We start from the raw sequence: 21,755 nt of genomic DNA on the forward strand, positions 1-21,755 counted from the left end.
TCTGCGATTAAGTCACCAATTGTCAGAAAAACTCAGGGTGGCTATTAAGTTGCAACCCTAGCCATCAATTTAGGGCTTTAACCCACACTGTGAGGTGGGAAGGCTAATTCGCAGTTTCTTAACGAAATTTTTACATGAAAGCTGGGTGACAAGGTGTTATAAATGAATCTTGATCGTTCGGGATAGAATAGGGAATCATTATGAACAAAATAGCTGGAACCTTAACCATGTGTGCGCTTACATTGGGCACCTCTTCTGGCATTTTTGCAACAGACTTTCAATCTGAATACGAAGCTTATGTTAAATCACAACAAGAGGCTTTTAATACCTATTCGAATGAACATAAAGTCTTCATTAAGCAACTTAAAAAAGAATGGCAAGCTTACAAAAGCATGCCTGTTTTAGTGAGAGATAAAACCCCTAAACTTCCGAGCGCACCTGTAAGTGAAGATAGCTCTATTGTGCCGACAGAGCCCGTCATTACCTATGTTCCACCAGTCATTGATGATACTCCTGCAGTGGATGTGCCTGAGGAGCCCGTCATTGATGATCCTGTTGTAGATAGTCAAACTCCTGATAAACCCTTAGATAATAAAATCGCATTTACTTTTTTTGGCCAAGCCATTTCATTAGATAAGTTAGTATTGGTTGAATTAGAAGGCCGAACTCAATCTGGGCTAAAAAACTATTGGCAGCAGAGTGCTGAAATTAATTACGACACTGTCATTGCAGAACTGAATCAATATAAACAAGATCTCGCTTTGTCGGACTGGGCATTTTGGTTGTTGGTAGAGTCTTATGTGTCGCAACAAGTAAGTAATGATAACCAGCAAATCGCGTTAAGTTGGTTCCTTCTCAATAATTTAGGTTATGGTGCAAGGGTCGCATTGGGTTCTGATTCTTTAGTTTTGATGGTGCCTACCGAACAAAAACTTTACGGTGTTTCTCGTTACAAAATAGACGGTGAAGCCTTCTATCAAATCGCCGGTAACGCCACTAAAGAAGTAAGAACCTATGATGGAGACTTCAGTGAGGGTAGCCAGTCGTTTGATATGCGCTTTAATAAAACCCTGAAAACGGGAAAAGATATTCATTTCAGAGAGTTAGAAACAACACTTGACGGTAAAGCTCTAAAACTAGCACTACCTTATGACCTTGAAAGAGTGAAGTACTTTAAAACCTATCCTCAAATTGATTTACGTTATTACTTTGAAGCCCCTGTCGGTGACGTTGCATCACAAGGGCTTTCTGAGCAAATGGGCATTTTTTTAGAAGGGAGTGAAGATACTCAGTTAACTCAATTACTACATCTTATTCACCAAGCCTTCCCATATGCTATCGATCAGCAGCAGTTTGGCGCTGAAAACTATTTGTTAGTGGAAGAATCTTTGCACTATAAAGCGTCTGACTGTGAGGATAGATCGATATTATTTGCATGGCTTGCAAAGCATTTACTCAGTCAGCAGGTTGTTGCTTTAAACTATCCTGGTCATGTTTCTACTGCCATCTTTAAAAACAATAAGCTTATTCCTGCAGATCCAACCTATATAGGCGCTAATTTGGGTGATGTGATGCCTGATTACCAAGGGGTTAAGCCTAAGATTATTCAGTTTTAATTATTTACGAACAGTCATAAATGAGCTGATAAGATAAATCTCAGTATAAGGAAGTAACTGATGCAAATTGATTTTCATTATTATGCAACTTATGCCATGGCGCGCTGTGCTGGCTTAACACAAGAGGTAGCAAAGAGGGTGGCGACTGCTGCCCAATTTGTCGACGATAATGCGTGTCCTCATGATATCGAGTTCCCTGATGGCTCTAGTTTGAGTGTAGAGGCAACCGCTCATCATGTTGCTGATATCGCTAATATTGACACTAAGGATCAAAGAGATGTTTGGGTGCCTTTTCACTTTTTACCGGGTAATCAAGGCGAAAGTTTTACCGAAAAACTGATTTGCCAAAAGGACAGTGAGATAGCTAAGCAGATGTTGGATCATTACCTACCTCAATCCGATAAAGACTATTACTTACCTTTAATTGGCATTATGGCGCATGTTTATGCGGACACATTCTCTCACTATGGTTTTTCGGGTGTTAGCTCAAGACGCAATAGGGTAGAAAGTCATAGTTTTCGCTTTCGTAATAGCGGTGACGAGGTTAAAAAAGTTACTCAGTTAAAGCAGCAAAACTTCTTTGCAAAATACGGTAATCAACTCATTCGTAATATCAAATCTAGTGTGGCTGAGGACTTATCAGGGGCTTTAGGCCATGGCGCCGTGCTGACATACCCTGATGCTCCTTACCTTGAATGGCGCTTTGATTATGAAGCCTACGAAGAGGAGGGCGCTAAACAATCAGGCTGGCGTGACAACAAGCAAACTTTCCTTGAATACTGCCAGAAGATGCATGCCTTGTTTGGGCAAATAGCTGAATCAAACCCTGATTACTCTGATGCGGACGCCACTAGTCAATGGTCTGATATTGAAAACCAGATTTTAGGTATTATTGCTGTTAGAGCTGAAAAACAGGAACGTATTAAAGCATGGCAAGAGGCGGCACAGGCAGGGCTTTTCAATACGTCAGAGACGATACCTGAATACAGAGATTGGAATAGTGATTTTGATGCTATTAAGGAATGCCAAGGCGCCCATGAAGCCATTAAGTATCCCTTGTATCGCTTTTATCAAGCCGCGTCTTATCATAGATGGTACGTGCTGAGACAATTACTGCCTCAGCATGGATTAGCGGTAAGGTAATTCTCTTACTGCGGATCCTGATGATATCGACTTAAGAAGATAGCGACGGTTTCGTTAATAATATGCGCTTGCTCAGCTTCAGTTAGGCTGCCTTTCATGCCCATGACTTGTGGCCAGAAGCAGCTGCCCTTGAGTAGGTTATGAAGTTGAGTAACAGCAAAATCTATGTCATCTAAGGCTAAATAACCTTCCTCTTTTGCCGCTTTTAACCAACGTTTCAAACTGGTTTCTTGAGCTGAAAACTCAGCAACCTTCTTTTGTAAATCTTCTGGGTGATAAAAAAAGTGCCCGAATGCCACTCGAGATAATGCGATGTATTCCGCATCAGCCATAAGTTTGACTTCCGTTGTGATCAATTGAGTTAACTGCTCTTCGATTGAGCTGTCTTTGTTAAAGGCAATATTATTTTGTACTAGGGCTTTATTCCATAAGTCTGCTACTAATTGCATAACCAGCACTTCTTTACTTTCAAAGTGATTATAAATAGTACGTTTTGAGACTTGTGCTAATTCAGCGAGCTTATCCATGCTGGTGGCTTGAACACCAAATTCTTGGAAAGCGCTTTTGGCAGCATCCAATATGGCTTGATGCTTAATTTGAGATCGAGTGAGTTTAGTGTCTGTCATTTCATCCTACTGACTTAATTAGATTGCAAGATAGATTGGAGAATATGCATTAAATATTCAAATTGAATGCATTTTACACTTGATGGTTTACTTTTGAAATAAGCATAATTACACTGCTCAGTATAGTTTACTTGGTAGAATATTATGAAATTGAAACTTGGTACTACCCTTGGTTTATTAGGAGTGTTTTTTATGTCGGCTCATTCAGTTGCATCAACTCAGGTTGAAGGTAAGTTTGTGAATTCAGAAATTCAGTATGAATCTGGTTTAGGCGATATAATCGGTATTTCAATGGCGTATCTTACTGCTAAACGAGATGCCCCAGAACCTGCAATGCCAGTACCCTTAAAGATGATTCAAGCATCAGAACTGGAACAGACTAAAGAAGCCGTGATTTATCGATTGGGTCATTCCACCTTATTGATGAAGATAGATGGTAGTTATGTTTTGGCAGATCCTATGTTCAGCGAAAGAGCATCCCCTTTTAGCTTTGTGGGTCCTAAGCGTTTTCATCAACCGCCAATTAGTATGGACGAATTGCCACAGATTTCGGCTGTAATTTTAAGCCATGATCATTATGACCACCTAGATAAGGCCGCTATTTTAACGCTTGCGGACAAGGTTGATCATTTTGTCACGCCTTTAAAGGTGGGAAAAACCTTAGTTAAATGGGGGGTAGATCCGCAACAAATTACTGAATTGGACTGGTGGCAAGATATAAAAATTGGCTCTTTAACGCTAACGGCAACACCAGCTCAGCACTTTTCTGGTCGCGGCTTGTTTGATAGAGACAAGACATTATGGGCTGGTTGGGCGATTAAAGGCGAACAAGCCAATGTTTTCTATACGGGTGACACTGGTTACTTTTCTGGCTTTAAAGAAATTGGCGAGCGTTTAGGACCATTTGATTTAAGCATGGTTGAAACGGGTGCTTATAATAAACTCTGGAAAGACATACATATGCATCCGAGTGAGAGTATGCAAGCTCACCTTGATTTGAATGCTAAAGCTATGATGCCAGTACACAATGGTACTTTTGATTTGTCTTTACATGATTGGTACGAGCCATTAGAGAGTATTTTGAGCCTTGCACAAGAAAATAAGGTAAAGCTAATCACGCCCATTTTTGGAGAGGCTGTCATGATTAAAGAACCTAAGCAGACACAAGCTTGGTGGCAATCTTTAGTTGTTGAAGACACACTAAAAGTCGCTGGCCAAATGTAATCTACGGATTTAATACAGCGTTAATATCGAATAAAAGGGTCATCTTTGATGGCCCTTTTTTTATATCATTTTCTACTTTAAACAAGTTTTATTTTCGCTTTCTTAAGAGGCTTGAATACTTTTTTGTAAAACTTCTTTGCTTTGTAGGGGAGTTAAACCAAAGCAATCTCGGTAGGCCTTACAAAAATAGGGCACAGTTGAGAAACCGCAGGCTTGGGAAACATCGCCCACTTTTAGGTCTGTTCTCAACAATAGGTGCTTAGCCTTTTTTAATCTCAATTTGGTGTAATGTCGATTAGGGCTTTCATTGAAGTATTGCTTAAATAGTCTTTCGAGTTGTCGTAGTGAGAGAAAAGATTGGTTCGCAATGGTTTTGCTATCAAGTGGCATTTCAATATTGTCCCTCATCAGGCTCAATGCCCTATGAACTCTACTGTCTGTGATTCTTAAAGATAATCCATTGGATTGTTTGAGATTGGCCAGAAGCGTTTTATTCTGACTGACATTGAGTAAAGGCATAACTATTTCTGCCATGAGTTCAGCTAAATGATCATGTTTGAACTCATCGTTTAAATCCGTTGAAACAGGTTGGAACTGATAGATTTTTGTTTGCTTGAATGCCTGTTTGGCCAACCATTGGCGGTTCAGAATTTGTGCTGATTGATCAGAGAGTGAACCGCTAAACACGAGAACATTATCGGCATTGGCAACATTGTTAGGTTGGCGCAGTGCACTTAACACCATACCGTTATCCGCTAATAAAACAGAACCTTCTTCAGAGCATAGGTGCCATTCAAAAAGCGTATGATTAACTATTTCATTAGCGCACTTGAACCATTCAATCGCTTCAAGTAATTCCTTCATAACAAATCTAGGTTGCAGCAAGATAACAAAGCGCTGAGTTTTGGTTTTTGCTAAAGCTAATTCTGACTTCATTTTCTTCTATTGCCTTTTCTGCGAGATAAACAATCCAGTATTGACTCTTTACAATCATTATTTTTGTGTACTATATTATGGTATACCATAATATATCAAGGTGATATTTTGAATAACCTCCAAGGTTTGGAGATCTAAAATTCACCCTGATCAATTTGAAAATACCAAAAAGGAACAGAGATGAGCTTTGAAATTCGTAAAATCGTGACCACAATTGAAGAAACGCGTATTGAAGGCGGGAAAGCTGCTGATAAGCCTGTCACCATGGTTGGTGTTGCTGCCATCATTAAAAACCCTTGGCATGGTCGTGGTTTTGTTGAAGACCTAACACCAGAAGTTAAAGAAAGCTGCTCTGACTTAGGTGCTTTAATTGTTGATTACGTTTCTAAATACATGGGCGGCGCTGCCAATATTGAAGCATACGGTAAAGCGGCTGTTGTGGGTGTTGATGGTGAAATTGAACACGCTTCTGCGGTTGTTCACACACTAAGATTTGGTAATCACTACCGCAATGCTGTGAATGCTAAGAGCTACCTTGGTTTTACTAATAAGCGTGGTGGTGCGGGTACATCTATCCAGATTCCAATGATGCATAAAGATGATGAAGGCTTTAGATCTCACTATATTACGTTGGAAATGTCTATTGAAGATGCGCCTGCAGCTGATGAGATTGTTGTTTGTCTTGGTGCATCTGATGGTGGCCGTGTACACCCAAGAATCGGTAACCGCTATCAAGATATACAGGATTTAGCCGCAGAAGAAGCGCAGAATCAATCTAAGTAAATGGAGTCGTTAGTATGACTGACGAAAACAGCGTTGAGAAAATTCACCTAACAACTCCCCAGGGAACGGCTTATAGCATAAAGGGAAGTGGTGAAAACATCGTTCTGATTCATGGCGTAGGGTTAAATCAAGATATGTGGGGTGGACAAAGTGTAACTTTGTCTGCCAATTACCAGGTGATTTGTTATGACATGCTAGGGCATGGTCAGAGCAAGCAACCTTCAGATACCGCTTGTCTAAAAGATTATGCTTTGCAGTTAAAGGAGCTATTGGATCAACTTAACATAGAGAAAACCTCCATTGTGGGGTTTTCTATGGGTGGGTTAGTCGCACGTGCTTTCGCTTTACACTTCCCACAATATTTAGAAAGTTTGGTTATTCTTAATAGCGTGTTTAATCGCACGGAAGAGCAAAGAACAGGGATTCAGGCACGTACTAAGGAAGTTGCAATTAAAGGCCCATCAGCCAATGTTGATGCGGCAATTAAGCGTTGGTTTAGTGAAGAATATGCCGCTTCTAGTTCTGCTCAAATTAATGAAGTGCGAAATACTGTACTGAATAATGATCATTTAGGTTATCTCACAACCTATCGTTTATTTGCCAGTGAAGACAATTATCTAGCCGATCAGATTAGTAATATTAAGGTGCCAACCTTGGTGATGACTGGAGAGTTAGATCCAGGTTCGACGCCGCAAATGGCACATGATATGGGTAATTTGATCGAGCGTGCTCAAATTGTAGTGTTAGCCGACCAAAGGCATATGATGCCTATGGAGTCTCCTAAGCTAGTCAATGAGAAACTGCTTAAGTTTTTTGACTTTGTCTACTTAGCCCAACCAAATACAGAGGAGTTCATATAATGTCATTGCAAGAATTTAATATGAGTATTGCGGGTGAATGGACGGGTGCGAATTCAGGGAAGGTGTTTGAAAGTTTAGATCCAGCAACTGCTAGCCCATGGGCACAATTCCCTGATGCTGATGAAAGTGATGTGAATCGTGCTGTTGAGGCGGCTGATCGTGTTTTTAAAAGCTCAGAGTGGCGCAGCATTAATGCGACAGCACGTGGGAAATTACTCAGAAAGCTTGGTGATCTTGTTGCTCAAAATATCGAGACTTTAGCGCAATTAGAAAGTCGAGATAATGGTAAGTTAATCCGTGAAACACGAGCACAGGTTAACTACCTTCCTGAGTTTTTTTATTACACAGCTGGCTTAGCTGACAAGGTAGAAGGCGAAACTTTACCTTTAGATAAAACCGATATGATGGCTTATACCATTCGTGAGCCTTTGGGCGTTGTGGCTGCAATTATTCCTTGGAATAGCCCTTTATATTTGACTGCAATTAAGTTGGCTCCAGCATTAGCTGCGGGTAATACCATAGTACTAAAGCCGTCTGAACATGCCTCTGCGACCTTGATCGAATTGGTTAAACTGGCTGAATTAGCGGGTATTCCTAAGGGTGTTGTAAGTGTTGTTACTGGGTTTGGTCCAAGTACAGGCGCTGCATTAAGTAGCCATCCTTTAGTGCGTAAAGTCGCTTTCACGGGTGGTGCTGCGACAGCAAAACATGTGATCAGAAGCTCAGCTGAAAACTTTGCCAAGTTATCTTTGGAGTTGGGCGGTAAATCTCCTCAAATAGTTTTTGAAGATGCAGATTTAGATAGCGCATTAAATGGCATTGTTGCAGGCATTTTTGCCGCATCAGGTCAAAGTTGCGTTGCGGGTTCTCGCCTACTGATACAGCGTAGTGTTTATAACAAATTCTTAGATGCCCTTGTTGAAAAGGCAAGCAAGATTAAGATTGGTGACCCTGCTTTAGATGAAAGTGAAATGGGGCCTATGGCAACCGCTCAACAACTGGCGGTAGTTGAATCTTTTGTCGAGCAGGCCAAAAAGCAAGGTGCAAAATTAAGGCTAGGAGGCGAGCGAGCTGACCTAGAGAAAGGTTGGTATTACCAACCGACTATTTTTGAATGTGCAGCGAATAGCGATTACTTGATGCAAGAAGAGGTGTTCGGACCTGTTGCAGCTGTGATTCCATTTGATACAGAAGAAGAAGCGTTAGCTATGGCTAATGATTCTAATTATGGCTTGGCAGCGGGTGTTTGGACTCGTGATATTGCTAGAGCTCATCGTGTTGCTAGAGATGTGCATTCAGGCATTATCTGGGTAAATACGTATCGCGTTGTATCTGCTATGGCTTCTATCGGTGGTTATAAGCACAGTGGTTATGGCCGAGAAAGTGGCATTGATTCTGTATTGGCTTATACGGAACGTAAAACCGTTTGGATAAACCTATCCAGCGACCCTATGTCTGACCCATTTGTAATGCGCTAGGAATTTAATCATGTTGAATGAAGATTTATATAAAAAGGCCCTTGGAACATTTGCATCCGGTGTCACGGTGGTTACCGCTTATGATAGTGAAGGTAAGGTAACCGGTTTAACTGCAAGTGCGTTTAGTGCGCTTTCGATGGACCCTGCTTTGGTGCTTGTATGCCCGAACTATTCATCAGATACCTATCCTATCTTGAGTAAAGCCAAGCGCTTTGCAATTAACATTTTAAGTGCTGAACAGACTGATGTTGCTTTTGCTTTTGCTAAAAAAGGTGAAGCGAAAGAGGCTGCTATTAGTGGCTTAAATATAAATTGTTCGTCGTTAGAAAACCCTGTGATAGAAGGGGCTGTTACAGTTATCGAATGTCAATTGTGGCGTGAATACGAAGGCGGTGATCACGCTATTTTGGTTGGTGAAGTTGAGTCAATTAAGATCGATGATGAGCAAACACCTATGGTTTACTGCCAAGGTAAAATGGCTGCATGGCAAGGCTCTAATTAATACAAACCCAATTCAGACTAAATGAGAAATATAACAATGAATAGTCAACTTTTCAGGCAGAAAGCCTATATCGCTGGGGAATGGGTTGAGAGCGAAACCGGGGCTATACAATCTATTTTCAACCCTGCTACGGGTGAATTATTAGGAACTGTCCCAAACCTAGGTGCTGAGGATACGCAAAAGGCCATTGATTTTGCTTATCACGCGCAAAAAGAGTGGGCGGCTAAAACGGCACAAGAGAGATCCAGTATCCTGCGTCGCTGGTATGAGTTGATGATTGCTCATGCAGATGATCTTGCCAATATTCTTACCTTAGAGCAGGGGAAACCTCTAGTAGAAGCTAAAGGTGAAATTCTCTATGCTGCCAGCTTTATTGAATGGTTTGCAGAAGAAGGCAAGCGTGTATATGGGGATATCATTCCATCTCATAAACCAGGTGCAAGGCTCATGGTGTTGAAACAACCCATTGGCGTTGTGGGGGCGATAACGCCTTGGAACTTTCCTAGTGCTATGATCACGCGAAAATGCGCGCCAGCGATGGCGGCAGGTTGTCCCTTTATTGTTAAACCAGCACCAGATACGCCTTTCTCTGCATTAGCGCTTGCTGTATTGGCGGAAGAAGCGGGTATTCCTGCTGGTATTTTTAATGTTGTTACGGGTGATGCAGTTGCTATAGGTGGCGAGCTTACGGGTAATGATAAAGTCAAAAAGCTGAGCTTCACGGGTTCCACCCACATTGGCAAATTGCTTATGGGGCAATGCGCTAATACAGTGAAAAAGGTGTCATTAGAGTTAGGTGGTAATGCGCCATTTATTATTTTTGATGATGCTGATATTGATTCAGCAATTGAAGGTGCCATGGCATCAAAATTTAGAAATGCGGGGCAAACCTGTGTTTGTACCAATCGCTTCCTAGTACAAGATGGCGTACATGACCTTTTTGTCGAAAAATTAACGCAAGCGGTTGAATCTCTGCAAGTGGGTAATGGTCTAGAAACGGGTGTTTCTCAAGGACCACTGATTAATGACGCTGCCATTAATAAGATTGAAGACCATGTTGCTGATGCTATTTCAAAAGGCGGCATTCTAAACACGGGCGGCAACCGTCATAAATTAGGTGGTACTTTTTATGAGCCAACGGTTATTTCTGGTGTGACGCCAGAGATGAAGGTAGCAAAAGAAGAAACGTTTGGGCCTCTTGCACCCATTTTTCGTTTTAGTACCGAAGACGAAGCCTTGCAAATGGCCAATGATAGCGAATTTGGTTTAGCTGCATATATTTATACCCGTGACCTTGGTCGTTCTTGGCGTATGGGTGAAGGCTTGGAATACGGCATGGTAGGTATTAACGAAGGCATAATCTCAACAACGGTAGCGCCGTTTGGTGGCATTAAGCAATCAGGTATTGGCCGTGAAGGATCTAAATACGGTATTGAAGATTATGTTGAAATTAAATATCTCATGGTGGGTGGCATCTAGCTGCTTTGGTTTAACGCATAATGCCTTAGGTGTGGAGAAATAAAAAATGAAAGACATTGAAATGACAGAATTGTTTGAGAAAGGTTTAGCGACTCGTAAACAAGTGCTAGGTGAAGAGTATGTAAATCAAAGCTTAGCAAAAGCAGATGAGTTTACTGCTGATCTGCAAAAGCTTGTGACTGAATACTGCTGGGGCACAGTTTGGCAGCGTGATGGCTTATCATTAAAGTCACGCAGTATGATTAATTTGGCTATGATTACCGCTTTGAATCGACCACATGAGTTAAAAATACATGTAAGAGGCGCCATTAATAATGGTTTGAGTAAAATTGAGATCCGTGAAATTTTGATGCAAACCGCCATTTATTGTGGTGTGCCTGCTGCAATCGATAGCTTTCGTGTTGCGCAATCTGTTTTTGCGGAAATGGATCAAGAAGCGAGTGAAAAGTAAGTCTTTTTCCTTCTTGATCAGTCTGTTGCCGTTTTGATAGTGTGATAATATAAGCGTTATTTGGAAGAGTGATTATGCAAAGACAGCCTCTTGGAGATTCTGTAAAAATTGAACGCACGGAAATGACCTTACGAGAAAAGGTTCTTTTAGCTTTGCGTAATGCCATATTAAATTTTCAGTTCCTACCTGGGGATCGTCTGGTTGAACGAGATCTTTGTGAACTATTAGGTGTAAGTCGTACTTCGGTTCGAGAAGCATTACGTCACTTAGAGTCGGAAGGCCTTGTTGAAGATGTTGCTGGTAAAGGCCCGCGAGTAGCCGTTATTAGTATGGAAGATGCAAGAGAAATCTATGAACTACGTTGTTCACTTGAATGCATGATAGTGGAACTTTTCACGATACGCGCAAGTGATGAGCAGGTGTTAGATCTTGAGTATGCACTTAAGAAACTACATTCTCGCCTTGAAAAAGGCGATATGGTACCTATTTTAGAAGCCGTTACTGACTTCTATGAAGTTCTTTTTAGTGGTTGTGGTAATCATACTGCTTGTAACTTCCTAAGGCAGTTACAAGCGAGAATTAGTTTTTTACGAGCAACCTCTGTTTCTCAAAATAATCGTTACAAATCCAGTAGCACTGAAATGTCTAATATTGTTGATGCTATCAAAACGCGTGACCCTGTGATTGCCCATGAAGCTTGTTTAAATCATATTAAACGAGCTGCTGAAGTGGCGTTAGGTGTATTGGCTGAACAACAGGGCAATGAAGGTGTTTTCGCCCAAGCTAATATCCATTCGCCACATCAGGTGCAATTTCCTAAATAAGCTTGATTAGCAATCTTGTTAGTGCAACTTTGCTAGCGAATATTGGGCCTTACGTATGAAATTTTGTTCCGAGTGCGGCAGTGCCAATTTGGTATTGCGAAAAACAAATCACGATACTCATAGTCGTTATACCTGTGCTGATTGTGAAAAGATTTTTTACCATAATCCTAAGGTGATCGCAGGCTGTATTGTTGAGCATGAGAATAAATACCTCATGTGTCAGCGTGCTATAAAACCCAGAACAGGCACTTGGACTTTACCGGCAGGTTTTATGGAATGCGGTGAAACTGTCGAACAAGCTGCACAGAGAGAAGTATGGGAAGAAACGGGTGCTCAAATTGAAATAATTGCCCCTTATTCTATCTTTAGTGTGCCTCAAATTAATGAGGTTTATATTATGTTTAGGGCTAAGCTTGAGGCGTTTACTGACGAGCCAGGACCTGAAACTCTTGCCGCGGAATTATTGTCAGCGGAGCAAATTCCTTGGGATAATATTTTTTATCCGGCTATCAAAGACATCTTGCAGCGCTATATCGCTGAAAAAGAGCAGGGCACTTTTGGTATGTATATGGGGTGTTCTGATGAAGGTATTGTACATTTCATGCAATGATTCATATGAGTGAGTAGCAGCCAAAAGAGCGCCTTTTTAAAAGGCGCTTTTTTTTGCCTTAAATTTGACATTTGCTAGTTATAAGATGAATTTGCTTTGATATAATATGGTATACCATATTATATAGGTGAAATATGAAAGCATATTGGATTGCATTTGTTGAGGTTGAAGACCTTGAGGAATATAAAAAATATTTGGCATTAGCGCCTTCGGCTTTGACAGCTTACAAGGCTAATATTTTGGCAAGAGGGGATACTTTTACTGCACTTGAAGGCTTCGAGGTTAACCCAAGTCGGGCTGTTGTGATTGAGTTTGAAAGCTATGAAACAGCGTTAGCTTGCTATCACTCTGATGCATATCAAAAGGCATGTCAGTATCGTAAAACGGCTGCTAAAGCGAAAATTATTATTATGAAAGGTGTTGAGTGATTCAGCTTAACGTCTTGGTTATAGGTTAATGAAAGGTAAGATTTGACATGACGATAAAAATAAACAATTCAGATTTTAAAGTAAAAGAGAAGAAGGTCGCTTTTATCTATGCTTCATGGCATGAAGATATTGTATTAAATTGTTTGCAAGGCTTTAAAGATGAATTAATCAGTCGGGGCTATGAGGCGGAACAAATTGATGTTTACCCTGTTCCTGGAGCATATGAAATTCCTTTACAGGCTAAGTTATTAGCTCAAACTGGTGAATACCATGCGATAGCTGCTTCTGGTTTGGTTGTGGATGGTGGTATTTATCGTCATGACTTTGTTGCTCAAGCAGTGTGTACTGGTCTCATGCAGGTTCAGTTAGAGACTTTAGTGCCAGTATTAACCGCCGTTTTGACTCCTCATAATTTTCATGAACATGCTGAGCACAAGGTCTACTTTAGTCGTCACTTTGTGATTAAAGGCGCTGAGCTTGCCAATGCTTTAGATGCCTCTATTCGTCTTACACAGCAAACAAAATCAACTTAAATTTAGGCAATTCCAAGTAAAAAGCAGGATTCAGATATCCTGCTTTTTTATGCTTGCCATATATGGCTAAGCCACGCTTACTCAAGACTTTATTTAAATGAATCAACAAGTGAAGAAGCAAAAAAATCCCCTCACTGAAACAGTGAGGGGATTTTTTATTGTACTTTAAGGTTAGCTAAGAGCAGATTGGGTTTTCTGATCTCTATCATTACCTTCTTGAGTATTTGGGTGTGATGTATATTCAATGCCTTCGGCTTCATCTCTAAAGCCTTTGACTAATGATGCGCACATGAGCAAAAGGATAATAGAGAAAGGAAGCGCTGCTGCGATTGCCATAGTCTGTAAGGCTTGAAGGCCGCCTGCAATCAGGAGAACGGCAGAGACACCGCCTAAACCTAGACCCCAAATCATTCTGAATTTCTGTGGTGGGTTTTTATCACCTAGCGATAAAATGGTACAAATAACCAGTGTGCCAGAATCTGCAGAGGTCACAAACCAAGAAATGATCATCAAGGTGGCTAATGCCGCCATTGGCCAAGTTAACGCTTCTACACCAATTGCTTCAATCGTACTGTAAAGGGCAAGAGTCATATCTGAATTAACAGCATCCACTATGCCTCCTACACCATATAGTTCCATATGAAGGGCTGTACCACCAAAGATAACGATCCAAAGGAAGCCACCTAAAGGCGGAATAGTCAAAGCGGTTAGTAGGAATTGACGTATTGTTCTACCGCGTGAAATACGAGCAATAAACATACCGACTAAAGGACCCCAAGATAACCACCAACCCCAGTAGAAGATTGTCCACCAGCCTTGCCATTGAGCGCCAGGCTCTGGGTCTGTCCAAAAGCCCATTGGAATCATGTTCCAAACATAATCACCAACACTTGTGGTAAACATGCCAAGTAGAAACACGGTAGGGCCAGCCAATAGGAAGAATAAGATGAGAATTAAACTTATGCGGATGTTCCATTCGCTTAAAAGTTTGATTCCTTTTTCTACCCCTGAGATGGCAGACAAGGTTCCGATAATTGAAATGACAACAATTAGCACGACTTGAACGCTAGTGGATATTTCTAGGCCAAATAGGTAATTAAGTCCGGCATTCATTTGCGACACACCTAGACCAAGTGTTGTCGCTGTGCCGAATAAGGTGCTAAAAATAGCAAGTAGATCGACGGCATGACCAATAGGACCATAAATTCGATCACCTAATAATGGGTAAAGAGCAGAACGAACGGTTAGAGGAAGACCACGACGGTAAGTGAAGTAGGCCAATGTTAAACCAACAACGATATAGATTGCCCACCCATGTAAACCCCAATGGAACAAGGTAACACGCATTGCCATCTGAGCAGCTTCTGCTGATCCTGCTGCAATATTACCCATATCCATAAAAGGGTTGCCCTGATAATGGAAAATAGGTTCAGCAATACTCCAGAATAGAATACCTGTACCTATGGCACAGCTAAATAACATGGCAAACCATGTGAAAAAACCAAACTCAGGCTTTTCATCATCTTTACCTAATCTCAACGTACCAAAACGACTGAATGCAACCCAGACGGCAAAGAACAAAACGAGACTAACAACGGTGACATAATACCAACCTAGGGTGGTTTGAATCCAAGATTTGATATCTGAGTATATGCCGTTGGCAAACTCTACATTACTAATTGTGAAAATGACAAAAGCTAATACCATGGCTATGGAAGCGACTCCCATGCCTGGATGAACACCTTTGAACATTCCTTTATTGGCTAACAATTCATTGGGCTGCATATCGCATGCTCCCTTTATTATTTTATTAATTGATGTATGCCAGCTTAACTATTTAGCCTTCCCCAAAATGGAGACGATTAAGGTGTAAGTGACAAACCAGTATAAGTATGATGCTGCTGGTATTATGGTATACCATGATATTATTTAATAAATCAAACCCTTGTTTGCTGCTAAAGCAAATAATTTGAATCGAGTTCATTGTTTTTTATAGGGATATTAAAAGTTGGTGTCAGAACGATAAAAACGACATCTGTTGGCGATTTTAAGATATGAGCTTGATCTAAGATCTGCTAATTTTGATTTAGGTATGATGCTGCTTAAATAGAATTCAGTTGCTGCTGAATTGAAATACTTTCCTTACTGTCTAAGGCTTACACGGCGATAGCTAGTGTTAAGTGCTAGGGCGAACTTTCCTCAAAATGTTTGATATGCATAGATAAGCTGGGTTTAATGCTTGCTTACTTTTGCCTTCATATTTTTAAACTAGTCTTAAGTTATCTTTCAATAGAGAATAAGCACAAATGCAAAGAAATAATAAAAATTGCGCTAGATCAAATTGACATTCAATATTATGGTATACCATAATATTTCCAGTTCGATAATTTGATCTCTGCTTAACGATTGTCAATATGGCCTACTCACTGAAAGCCTGATGCCAGTAAATAGTTTTGCAGATTACTATGTAAAATAAAAATAAGAGGTTCAATTGAATCAATGAAATTTTCTCTTTTTATGCAAATGGAACGTTTTGATACCAGCAAAACACACAAACAACTATTAGATGAAATGGTTGAGTTAGTTCAAATCGCCGAAGCTGGTGGATTTGAAACCGTTTGGGTAGGTGAGCACCACTCAATGGAATTTACTATTGGACCTAATCCATTAAGCTTCTTATCTTATTTAGCCCCATTAACGTCTTCTATTCGTCTTGGCGTTGGTACTTTTGTCGCTCCGTTTTGGCATCCCATCAAATTAGCGAGTGAATCTGCTTTAGTCGATATTATGTGTGATGGACGCTTGGAGTTTGGTATCGCTCGCGGTGCTTATCAATATGAGTTTGATCGTATGCTTGACGGTGAAGCCGCATCAGATGGCGGTAAATATCTCAGAGAGATAGTGCCTGCTGTACAAAAGCTATGGCAAGGTGACTATGCTCATGAAGGCGAATGTTGGCGCTTCCCGACCTCAACATCTGTGCCTAAGCCTTTGCAAAAGCAACCACCAATGTGGGTGGCAGCACGTGATCCAGACTCTCATAACTTTGCGGTTAAGAATAACTGTAATGTTATGGTAACGCCTTTATTCAAATCAGATGACGAAGTCGATAGTCTGGTTGATAAGTTTGATACGGCATGTGCCAATAATCCAGAAATAGCACGACCTAAAATCATGTGTTTAAGACATACTTACCTTCATGAAAGTGAAGACGATTGGTTGGTTGGTGTTAATGGCATTAGGAATTGGTACTCACACTTCTCAAGCTTATTTAGAAACCAGCTAGCACCAGTAGATGGCTTCTGCGCACCTATAAGCGAAGAAGAATTAGATACTATGCCTGATTTTAATCGTGAGACACTAAAAGAAAACCTTATGATCGGGACGCCTAATACTGTGATTAACAGGCTGAAACACTATGAAGCGCTAGGTATAGATGAATATAGCTTTTGGTCTGATAACAGCTTATCCCATGAAGAGAAAAAAGCGTCATTAAAACTTTTCATTGAGAAGGTTGTACCAGAATTTAACTAAGTGTTGTCACTCACCTAAGGGCTAATATGATTGCGCCTTAGGTGAGTTTTTATCAAATGAAAGTACCCATACTCATTCTGTCTTCGATATGAAATCCCAAGCTCTGATAAAAACTCGCCACTTCAGTATTATCCGCTCTAATTTGTAAGTTTAACTTAATACAGCCTAGGCTTTTTAACTCATCTATTGTGCTATTTACTATGCGTTGTCCAATGCCTTGTCTACGGTGTGAAGGGGAAACAGCGACCGCATATAACCAACCTCGGTGGCCATCATAGCCAGCCATGCAAGCACCAACTATTTTGTCTTCCTCTTTTGTAATAAAAACTAAATCATCTACTTTAAGTTTTGCACTGAGCATCTTACTTGGCTCATTATGTGGAGGATCATTTGGAAAAATATCACGCCAGAATTGAATGAGCGCACTGTGATCTGCCACGGTTAACCTTTCCGTATTTAACCTTTTTTTATCCATACATTCGCCTAATTACTGATTCAAAGTAGTGTTTATAAATACCTATATCATCATATTAAGTGTGACTTGAAAAGCTAGAGAACCTGCGATTAATTAACCTCTTCTCAGTTTTTTCAGAAAAAGTATTAATCAAGGCGTCACTTTGATGTAATGTAGGTACCTTTCAAGAAGGGGCAACGCAGAGAGTTACTTTTTCTGAAAGACCCGAAGGGCGTGGTCTAAAAGCACTATCTTTACGTTAAGTTCCTTATTAATAGTTGCGGCTCTTGCCATAAATCTAGGCACTTTTATCCACACGCTGAGGCGGAAGGACTTATTCGCAGGTTCCCTAGAGATTAAAATAGGAAGATTAGATTTCTTCTGTCTCTTTAAGGCTTTTAGGCCAATCGAAATAAAAGGTGGACCCTTGTCCAAGTTCAGAGGTTACATAGACTCTGCCACCATAGGTATTCACCACTTTTTTTATTAAGGCTAACCCCATTCCACTTCCTTCTACTTTATCTCTGGGTTCAAGTGTTTTAAACATTTTAAAAATCTGATCAAAATGCTTTGTTTCTATTCCAGGGCCATTGTCTTTGATTGAGAATGTGAATACATCGGTTTGCTCAGCACAGTTAAACTCAAGATGAAGGTTTTCTCTGTTGCTGTGCTTGATAGCATTTCCTATTAAATTACGAATAATGAGTTCGAACTGGGCAGTAACAGCAAGCTCTTTAGGAAAAGGTGAGTTAAAACTGAGTTTGCAAGCATTGGACGGTGCATTAAGCATGAATACATTTTCAATCAACTCTTGGCTATTCACCTGAGTGAGCTTCTCTTCATGTCGGCCAACTTTCGAATATTCTAGTAAGTCTATCAGAAGTTTTTCTAAACGATAAATACGTTGTCTTATAGCGGTTAAATGCTTTGGAACATCTTCCATTTTATTGGCGTCTATATCTTCTTCGATCCAACTTGCAAGTTGATCAATACCGCGTAAAGGAGCCTTTAAATCATGAGATACCACATAGGTAAACTCATCTAGCTCTTCATTAGATTTCTCCAATTCTATCGTTTTAGACTCAGCTTGGTCCTTTTGCTGTTTTAATGCGGTCATTAATTCACTAAGTGCTTCACGGTTTTGGGTCAACTGGTTTACATTTTTATTTAGCTCAGCATTGTTAACGGCTAATGAGCGTGTCCTTTCATGTACTTTTGCTTCAAGATTTTGGTTGTAATCCTGTATCTCGGTATTCAATATTTTCAGCTGTAAGCTATCAAATAAAATACGTGAAAGGGCGTATGCAGAGAGCCCTAATAATGCACTGATGATTAAACTAATCAGCACTGCCCATGAATAGATAGGTGGGTTAAGGACTTTATGACTGAGTACTGGGTTCATGGTAAAGCCGAGTTGCCAAGTTCTTTGGGGCACTTGAATATTAAATGAAAATTCAGGTTTAACCCTTTTACCATATAGCATTGAGCTCTTTTTTGTATTGAGGTCTTTTAAACTAAGTTCTAATCCCTCATCAATAGCTTGTTTGTTTACCGAGCGAAGTAAGTTTTCTACTTGAAATACACCGAGTACAAAACCTTTGAGTTGTTCTCTTCTTAATTGTGTTGAAGAAGGCTGATCACCCATGTGATATATAGGAGCAACCATTAAAAAATCTTTCGAAGAGCTTTGATCTTGCACTAAACTAATTTGATCTGTTGTAGTGATTTCTCCAGTATCTCTGGCGTAGTCTAAAGTCGCTTTACGGGCTGGGTTTGAGCTAAGATCAAAGCCTAAGGCACTTTCATTACCTTTATAGGGCTGCATAAACGTCACAGGGTAGTAAGTCACTTTATTAGGGCTCTTTACTAATACACCCGTCTGGCTAAACCTTGTGATAGAAAACCCTTTAAGCTCTGATTTTTGTTTATTAACAAAAGCTTCTCTATTGGGTGAGATGACTTTTGGGATCCACTCAAAGGCACGTATGTAATCAACACCTTGTAGCATGAACTGAGTAAACTGATTGAACTCAGAGCGGCTCACATCTTGGTGAGTGTTATAAAATGATTGCAGTGTATACAGATCAAAAACGCTTCTATTGATAATTTCTTGTAAATCGACTGAAATTTTTTCGCTCTTAGCCAATAGCGTGCTTCGGTTTGTTTCAACAATAGCTTGCTTGATATTGGATGAAAAGAAGAGACAGACAGAGGTTGAAATAATGAAAACAAAAATACCGAAACTGGCAGGTTTGGCAAAAATCAGCCAATTAAATTTACTCATAAGATCCTTCTTAAAATTATTATTCTAATGGTGTAACTAGATCGAAGCATTAATGTATAGGTCGCTTTATGCCAGCTTAAGAGGGCAATTATTAAACAGCAACGGATGAAAGTACTTAGTAACCTGTTTTAAAAGACATATTGAAAGGTTAAATACCTAGTTAATGAGGTCTTAAAGATCAGTTTAGCTTATTTTAAAATGTGATAATTAGCTTGTTAGGGTAACTAATTGTAGTTTGAAGAGGGGCTATTAGGTTTTTATAACAATAGCCCTGATGAGATAAGCTTAATTTAATAACGCGTTAAGTTTGTTTTTCATAAACAGGTTAGCCTGCCAAATATCAGTTAAATGTTGGCCGCTTGTATCTGTGTGAGCGTATGGGTAGGGGCCAAACTCTGGCGTAATCGTGAAATTATCTTTTGACCTCAATGCTGCTTTGGCAATAACGTGAAGCCATAAATCACAGTGATTATTAACTTGGTCTGCCCATTGTGGGTTTGCAGGGTCAGTGACTTGAGGTCCTTCCTCATAACCTACTCTGGCATGTATATGATGCACATGGGCAAAAAGTTTTTCTAAGCGCTCTTTTTGATCTGACAAATCTGATTCGTGCACGACCATCCAATGGCTGATATCCAAATTGAGTTTTAACTCGGGTAGGGCGTCGATTAGTTGCTCTGTTCCCAATGTGCTAAAAGTGGGTCTAAACCTGTGTGTTTCATGGGTAATGGCAACACCATACTTTTGTTCTAATGATAGGGCGTGCTCAAAAATCTTGAGGTTATCATTAAAACTAAAAATATCTCTGCCTGTATGGCTATTGATTAGTTTTGGTTTGAATTGAACAGCATGTTGAATTTGTTCATCCATAGAACGAATATGATCTTCTGCGTTATCGCCTTGAGTGCCTATGCCAGTGATAATGTCTAAACCTTGAGATTCATGCAAGGCCAAGGTTTCTTGGGCATCAAGTGGGAAGAAAGGTAAAAACAATTCTGAGCCTTGATAACCTTCAGTTTTGATTTTGACCAGTAATTGGTTCAAATCATCTAAGGTATTACACTCGGCTTCCCAAAATGATTTATGGAAATTAAATTTCATTACTCTTATATCCTGAAAAATTTGATTACCTTTTACGTCAAAAAGTATTGTAAAACAAGGTTAAATGCTTTTATCTAAGGTTGATCAACAAACTTATATAGCAAAGGTATTTGCCTTTTAGAGGCAAGATAATTGAATTTTAAGAGGTAGGAAATGGACTTTCAAACTTGGGTCATCTTTTTTATGAGTTATTTGGTGATTACTTTGTCACCAGGGCCAAATGTATTGCTTGTACTAAAAAATGTACTTAAGCAAGGTTATCAATCTGGACTCATATCTATTGGTGCAAATCTTTTCTGTCAATTGGTCATAGTAGTCTTAGTGGCCTTAGGTGTTGGCGCTCTGCTTGAAACTTTGCCTTTATTCTTTTTATTTCTAAAAGTGTTTGGTGGTGGCTATTTGATTTATTTAGGGCTTAGCCATTTTAAAAAGAAAAATCTTCAAGTCGGTAATGATAATCAAGATAAGATATTAGAAGAGGGGAAAGCTTCAAAAATTAATCTCTTTAGACAAGGTTGTTTAGTTTCAATCAGTAATCCAAAAACGGTTCTTTTTTTATCTGCTTTTTTGCCTCAGTTTTTAAACCATAATGACGCGATAGTTCCTCAATTTACTCTGATGTTTGTGTCTATTGCTACCTGTGTTTTGAGTGTTCATTTGTTCTATGCTTTTATCGCACTTCGTGTGCAGAAAAGTGTGAAACGATCGACTGCGTCTCAAGAAGTGATCACTAAACTTAAATCTTGGTTAGACAGGGTTATAGGCAGTGCTTTTATTCTATTAGGTGGCGGAGTGATTTTTAGTCAGAAGTAAATTAAGAATTAGATTTCGATTGATGAATATCTGATATAAAAAAACGGTATGTTTTAGTTTTTGTTATGTTTATTGG

21 protein-coding genes are annotated in these 21,755 nt (G+C 39.9%); 15 read left to right on the forward strand and 6 right to left on the reverse strand.

Going from position 1 to position 21,755, the window contains the following annotated elements:
• Positions 1–200: 200 nt before the first annotated feature.
• Both Q0A08_RS02745 and Q0A08_RS02750 read left to right on the forward strand, forming a co-directional pair.
• Positions 201–1,616, forward strand: coding sequence for a hypothetical protein (locus Q0A08_RS02745; protein ID WP_438464676.1), 1,416 nt, complete (start codon positions 201–203; stop codon positions 1,614–1,616).
• A gap of 60 nt (positions 1,617–1,676) precedes the next feature.
• Positions 1,677–2,759, forward strand: a complete 1,083-nt coding sequence (locus Q0A08_RS02750) for a DUF6765 family protein (protein ID WP_438464678.1) — start codon at positions 1,677–1,679, stop codon at positions 2,757–2,759.
• 5 nt (positions 2,760–2,764) lie between these two features.
• On the opposite strand, the gene Q0A08_RS02755 is transcribed toward Q0A08_RS02750, so the two are convergent.
• Entirely contained in the window at positions 2,765–3,385 is a 621-nt protein-coding gene (locus Q0A08_RS02755) for a TetR/AcrR family transcriptional regulator (protein WP_438464680.1), read from the reverse strand.
• 192 nt (positions 3,386–3,577) lie between these two features.
• Here Q0A08_RS02755 and Q0A08_RS02760 point away from each other — a divergent pair, with 192 nt between their 5' ends.
• The gene (locus tag Q0A08_RS02760; RefSeq protein WP_438464682.1) at positions 3,578–4,609 is read left to right on the forward strand and encodes an MBL fold metallo-hydrolase; all 1,032 of its coding nucleotides are present in this window, start codon (positions 3,578–3,580) and stop codon (positions 4,607–4,609) included.
• Between the two features lie 102 nt (positions 4,610–4,711).
• Here the strand turns inward: Q0A08_RS02760 and Q0A08_RS02765 are convergent, their stop codons facing one another.
• Entirely contained in the window at positions 4,712–5,545 is an 834-nt protein-coding gene (locus Q0A08_RS02765) for a helix-turn-helix domain-containing protein (RefSeq protein WP_438464684.1), read from the reverse strand.
• Positions 5,546–5,725: 180 nt separating this feature from the next.
• On the opposite strand from Q0A08_RS02765, the gene Q0A08_RS02770 reads away from it, so the two are divergent.
• The 10 genes from Q0A08_RS02770 (at position 5,726) to Q0A08_RS02815 (ending at position 13,493) form a co-directional block, all read left to right on the forward strand.
• Positions 5,726–6,328, forward strand: coding sequence for an amino acid synthesis family protein (locus tag Q0A08_RS02770; RefSeq protein ID WP_438464686.1), 603 nt, complete (start codon positions 5,726–5,728; stop codon positions 6,326–6,328).
• A gap of 14 nt (positions 6,329–6,342) precedes the next feature.
• Positions 6,343–7,188, forward strand: coding sequence for an alpha/beta fold hydrolase (locus Q0A08_RS02775; RefSeq protein WP_438464688.1), 846 nt, complete (start codon positions 6,343–6,345; stop codon positions 7,186–7,188).
• Positions 7,188–8,666, forward strand: a complete 1,479-nt coding sequence (locus Q0A08_RS02780; RefSeq protein ID WP_438464689.1) for an aldehyde dehydrogenase — start codon at positions 7,188–7,190, stop codon at positions 8,664–8,666. The genes Q0A08_RS02775 and Q0A08_RS02780 overlap by 1 nt, the downstream gene beginning before the upstream one ends.
• Before the next feature lie 10 nt (positions 8,667–8,676).
• Positions 8,677–9,168, forward strand: coding sequence for a flavin reductase family protein (locus Q0A08_RS02785; protein WP_438464691.1), 492 nt, complete (start codon positions 8,677–8,679; stop codon positions 9,166–9,168).
• A gap of 36 nt (positions 9,169–9,204) precedes the next feature.
• Positions 9,205–10,647: an NAD-dependent succinate-semialdehyde dehydrogenase gene (locus Q0A08_RS02790; RefSeq protein WP_438464693.1), complete on the forward strand. Its 1,443-nt coding sequence runs from the start codon at positions 9,205–9,207 to the stop codon at positions 10,645–10,647.
• A gap of 46 nt (positions 10,648–10,693) precedes the next feature.
• On the forward strand, positions 10,694–11,098 hold the full coding sequence (locus tag Q0A08_RS02795) for a carboxymuconolactone decarboxylase family protein (protein ID WP_438464694.1): 405 nt from the start codon (positions 10,694–10,696) through the stop codon (positions 11,096–11,098).
• A gap of 74 nt (positions 11,099–11,172) precedes the next feature.
• Complete coding sequence (locus Q0A08_RS02800) at positions 11,173–11,922, forward strand: GntR family transcriptional regulator (RefSeq protein WP_438464696.1); 750 nt, start codon at positions 11,173–11,175, stop codon at positions 11,920–11,922.
• A gap of 55 nt (positions 11,923–11,977) precedes the next feature.
• Positions 11,978–12,532 carry an NUDIX domain-containing protein gene (locus Q0A08_RS02805; protein ID WP_438464698.1) on the forward strand — a complete coding sequence of 185 codons (555 nt, stop codon included), beginning with the start codon at positions 11,978–11,980 and terminating at the stop codon, positions 12,530–12,532.
• A 134-nt stretch (positions 12,533–12,666) separates the two neighbouring features.
• Positions 12,667–12,960, forward strand: coding sequence for a DUF1330 domain-containing protein (locus tag Q0A08_RS02810; RefSeq protein ID WP_438464700.1), 294 nt, complete (start codon positions 12,667–12,669; stop codon positions 12,958–12,960).
• Between the two features lie 47 nt (positions 12,961–13,007).
• Positions 13,008–13,493: a 6,7-dimethyl-8-ribityllumazine synthase gene (locus Q0A08_RS02815; RefSeq protein ID WP_438464701.1), complete on the forward strand. Its 486-nt coding sequence runs from the start codon at positions 13,008–13,010 to the stop codon at positions 13,491–13,493.
• Positions 13,494–13,664: 171 nt separating this feature from the next.
• Here the strand turns inward: Q0A08_RS02815 and Q0A08_RS02820 are convergent, their stop codons facing one another.
• The gene (locus tag Q0A08_RS02820; protein WP_438464703.1) at positions 13,665–15,278 is read right to left on the reverse strand and encodes a BCCT family transporter; all 1,614 of its coding nucleotides are present in this window, start codon (positions 15,276–15,278) and stop codon (positions 13,665–13,667) included.
• 714 nt (positions 15,279–15,992) lie between these two features.
• Here Q0A08_RS02820 and Q0A08_RS02825 point away from each other — a divergent pair.
• Complete coding sequence (locus Q0A08_RS02825; protein ID WP_438464705.1) at positions 15,993–17,027, forward strand: LLM class flavin-dependent oxidoreductase; 1,035 nt, start codon at positions 15,993–15,995, stop codon at positions 17,025–17,027.
• A 52-nt stretch (positions 17,028–17,079) separates the two neighbouring features.
• On the opposite strand, the gene Q0A08_RS02830 is transcribed toward Q0A08_RS02825, so the two are convergent.
• The 3 genes from Q0A08_RS02830 to Q0A08_RS02840 all read right to left on the reverse strand — a co-directional run bounded on the left by Q0A08_RS02830 (position 17,080) and on the right by Q0A08_RS02840 (position 20,866).
• Positions 17,080–17,502, reverse strand: coding sequence for a GNAT family acetyltransferase (locus Q0A08_RS02830; RefSeq protein WP_438464707.1), 423 nt, complete (start codon positions 17,500–17,502; stop codon positions 17,080–17,082).
• 349 nt (positions 17,503–17,851) lie between these two features.
• The gene (locus Q0A08_RS02835; RefSeq protein WP_438464709.1) at positions 17,852–19,765 is read right to left on the reverse strand and encodes a CHASE domain-containing protein; all 1,914 of its coding nucleotides are present in this window, start codon (positions 19,763–19,765) and stop codon (positions 17,852–17,854) included.
• Between the two features lie 285 nt (positions 19,766–20,050).
• A complete protein-coding gene (locus tag Q0A08_RS02840) occupies positions 20,051–20,866 on the reverse strand; it encodes a sugar phosphate isomerase/epimerase family protein (protein WP_438464711.1) in 816 nt (271 codons plus the stop codon).
• A 153-nt stretch (positions 20,867–21,019) separates the two neighbouring features.
• Here Q0A08_RS02840 and Q0A08_RS02845 point away from each other — a divergent pair, with 153 nt between their 5' ends.
• On the forward strand, positions 21,020–21,679 hold the full coding sequence (locus Q0A08_RS02845; protein ID WP_438464712.1) for a LysE family translocator: 660 nt from the start codon (positions 21,020–21,022) through the stop codon (positions 21,677–21,679).
• The last annotated feature ends 76 nt before the right edge of the window (positions 21,680–21,755 follow it).

The organism is Marinomonas sp. PE14-40 (assembly GCF_051623805.1).
Classification (GTDB): Bacteria; Pseudomonadota; Gammaproteobacteria; order Pseudomonadales; family Marinomonadaceae; genus Marinomonas.

What these genes read in the sequence shown, in the direction of transcription:
- Q0A08_RS02835 (WP_438464709.1), bottom strand. Translation starts at nt 19,765, where the DNA reads ATGAGTAAATTTAATTGGCTGATTTTTGCCAAACCTGCCAGTTTCGGT.
- Q0A08_RS02765 (WP_438464684.1), bottom strand. Translation starts at nt 5,545, where the DNA reads ATGAAGTCAGAATTAGCTTTAGCAAAAACCAAAACTCAGCGCTTTGTT.
- Q0A08_RS02840 (WP_438464711.1), bottom strand. Translation starts at nt 20,866, where the DNA reads ATGAAATTTAATTTCCATAAATCATTTTGGGAAGCCGAGTGTAATACC.
- Q0A08_RS02805 (WP_438464698.1), top strand. Translation starts at nt 11,978, where the DNA reads ATGAAATTTTGTTCCGAGTGCGGCAGTGCCAATTTGGTATTGCGAAAA.
- Q0A08_RS02750 (WP_438464678.1), top strand. Translation starts at nt 1,677, where the DNA reads ATGCAAATTGATTTTCATTATTATGCAACTTATGCCATGGCGCGCTGT.
- Q0A08_RS02815 (WP_438464701.1), top strand. Translation starts at nt 13,008, where the DNA reads ATGACGATAAAAATAAACAATTCAGATTTTAAAGTAAAAGAGAAGAAG.
- Q0A08_RS02820 (WP_438464703.1), bottom strand. Translation starts at nt 15,278, where the DNA reads ATGCAGCCCAATGAATTGTTAGCCAATAAAGGAATGTTCAAAGGTGTT.
- Q0A08_RS02780 (WP_438464689.1), top strand. Translation starts at nt 7,188, where the DNA reads ATGTCATTGCAAGAATTTAATATGAGTATTGCGGGTGAATGGACGGGT.
- Q0A08_RS02825 (WP_438464705.1), top strand. Translation starts at nt 15,993, where the DNA reads ATGAAATTTTCTCTTTTTATGCAAATGGAACGTTTTGATACCAGCAAA.
- Q0A08_RS02785 (WP_438464691.1), top strand. Translation starts at nt 8,677, where the DNA reads ATGTTGAATGAAGATTTATATAAAAAGGCCCTTGGAACATTTGCATCC.
- Q0A08_RS02770 (WP_438464686.1), top strand. Translation starts at nt 5,726, where the DNA reads ATGAGCTTTGAAATTCGTAAAATCGTGACCACAATTGAAGAAACGCGT.
- Q0A08_RS02830 (WP_438464707.1), bottom strand. Translation starts at nt 17,502, where the DNA reads ATGGATAAAAAAAGGTTAAATACGGAAAGGTTAACCGTGGCAGATCAC.
- Q0A08_RS02755 (WP_438464680.1), bottom strand. Translation starts at nt 3,385, where the DNA reads ATGACAGACACTAAACTCACTCGATCTCAAATTAAGCATCAAGCCATA.
- Q0A08_RS02790 (WP_438464693.1), top strand. Translation starts at nt 9,205, where the DNA reads ATGAATAGTCAACTTTTCAGGCAGAAAGCCTATATCGCTGGGGAATGG.
- Q0A08_RS02845 (WP_438464712.1), top strand. Translation starts at nt 21,020, where the DNA reads ATGGACTTTCAAACTTGGGTCATCTTTTTTATGAGTTATTTGGTGATT.
- Q0A08_RS02775 (WP_438464688.1), top strand. Translation starts at nt 6,343, where the DNA reads ATGACTGACGAAAACAGCGTTGAGAAAATTCACCTAACAACTCCCCAG.
- Q0A08_RS02745 (WP_438464676.1), top strand. Translation starts at nt 201, where the DNA reads ATGAACAAAATAGCTGGAACCTTAACCATGTGTGCGCTTACATTGGGC.
- Q0A08_RS02810 (WP_438464700.1), top strand. Translation starts at nt 12,667, where the DNA reads ATGAAAGCATATTGGATTGCATTTGTTGAGGTTGAAGACCTTGAGGAA.
- Q0A08_RS02800 (WP_438464696.1), top strand. Translation starts at nt 11,173, where the DNA reads ATGCAAAGACAGCCTCTTGGAGATTCTGTAAAAATTGAACGCACGGAA.
- Q0A08_RS02760 (WP_438464682.1), top strand. Translation starts at nt 3,578, where the DNA reads ATGTCGGCTCATTCAGTTGCATCAACTCAGGTTGAAGGTAAGTTTGTG.
- Q0A08_RS02795 (WP_438464694.1), top strand. Translation starts at nt 10,694, where the DNA reads ATGAAAGACATTGAAATGACAGAATTGTTTGAGAAAGGTTTAGCGACT.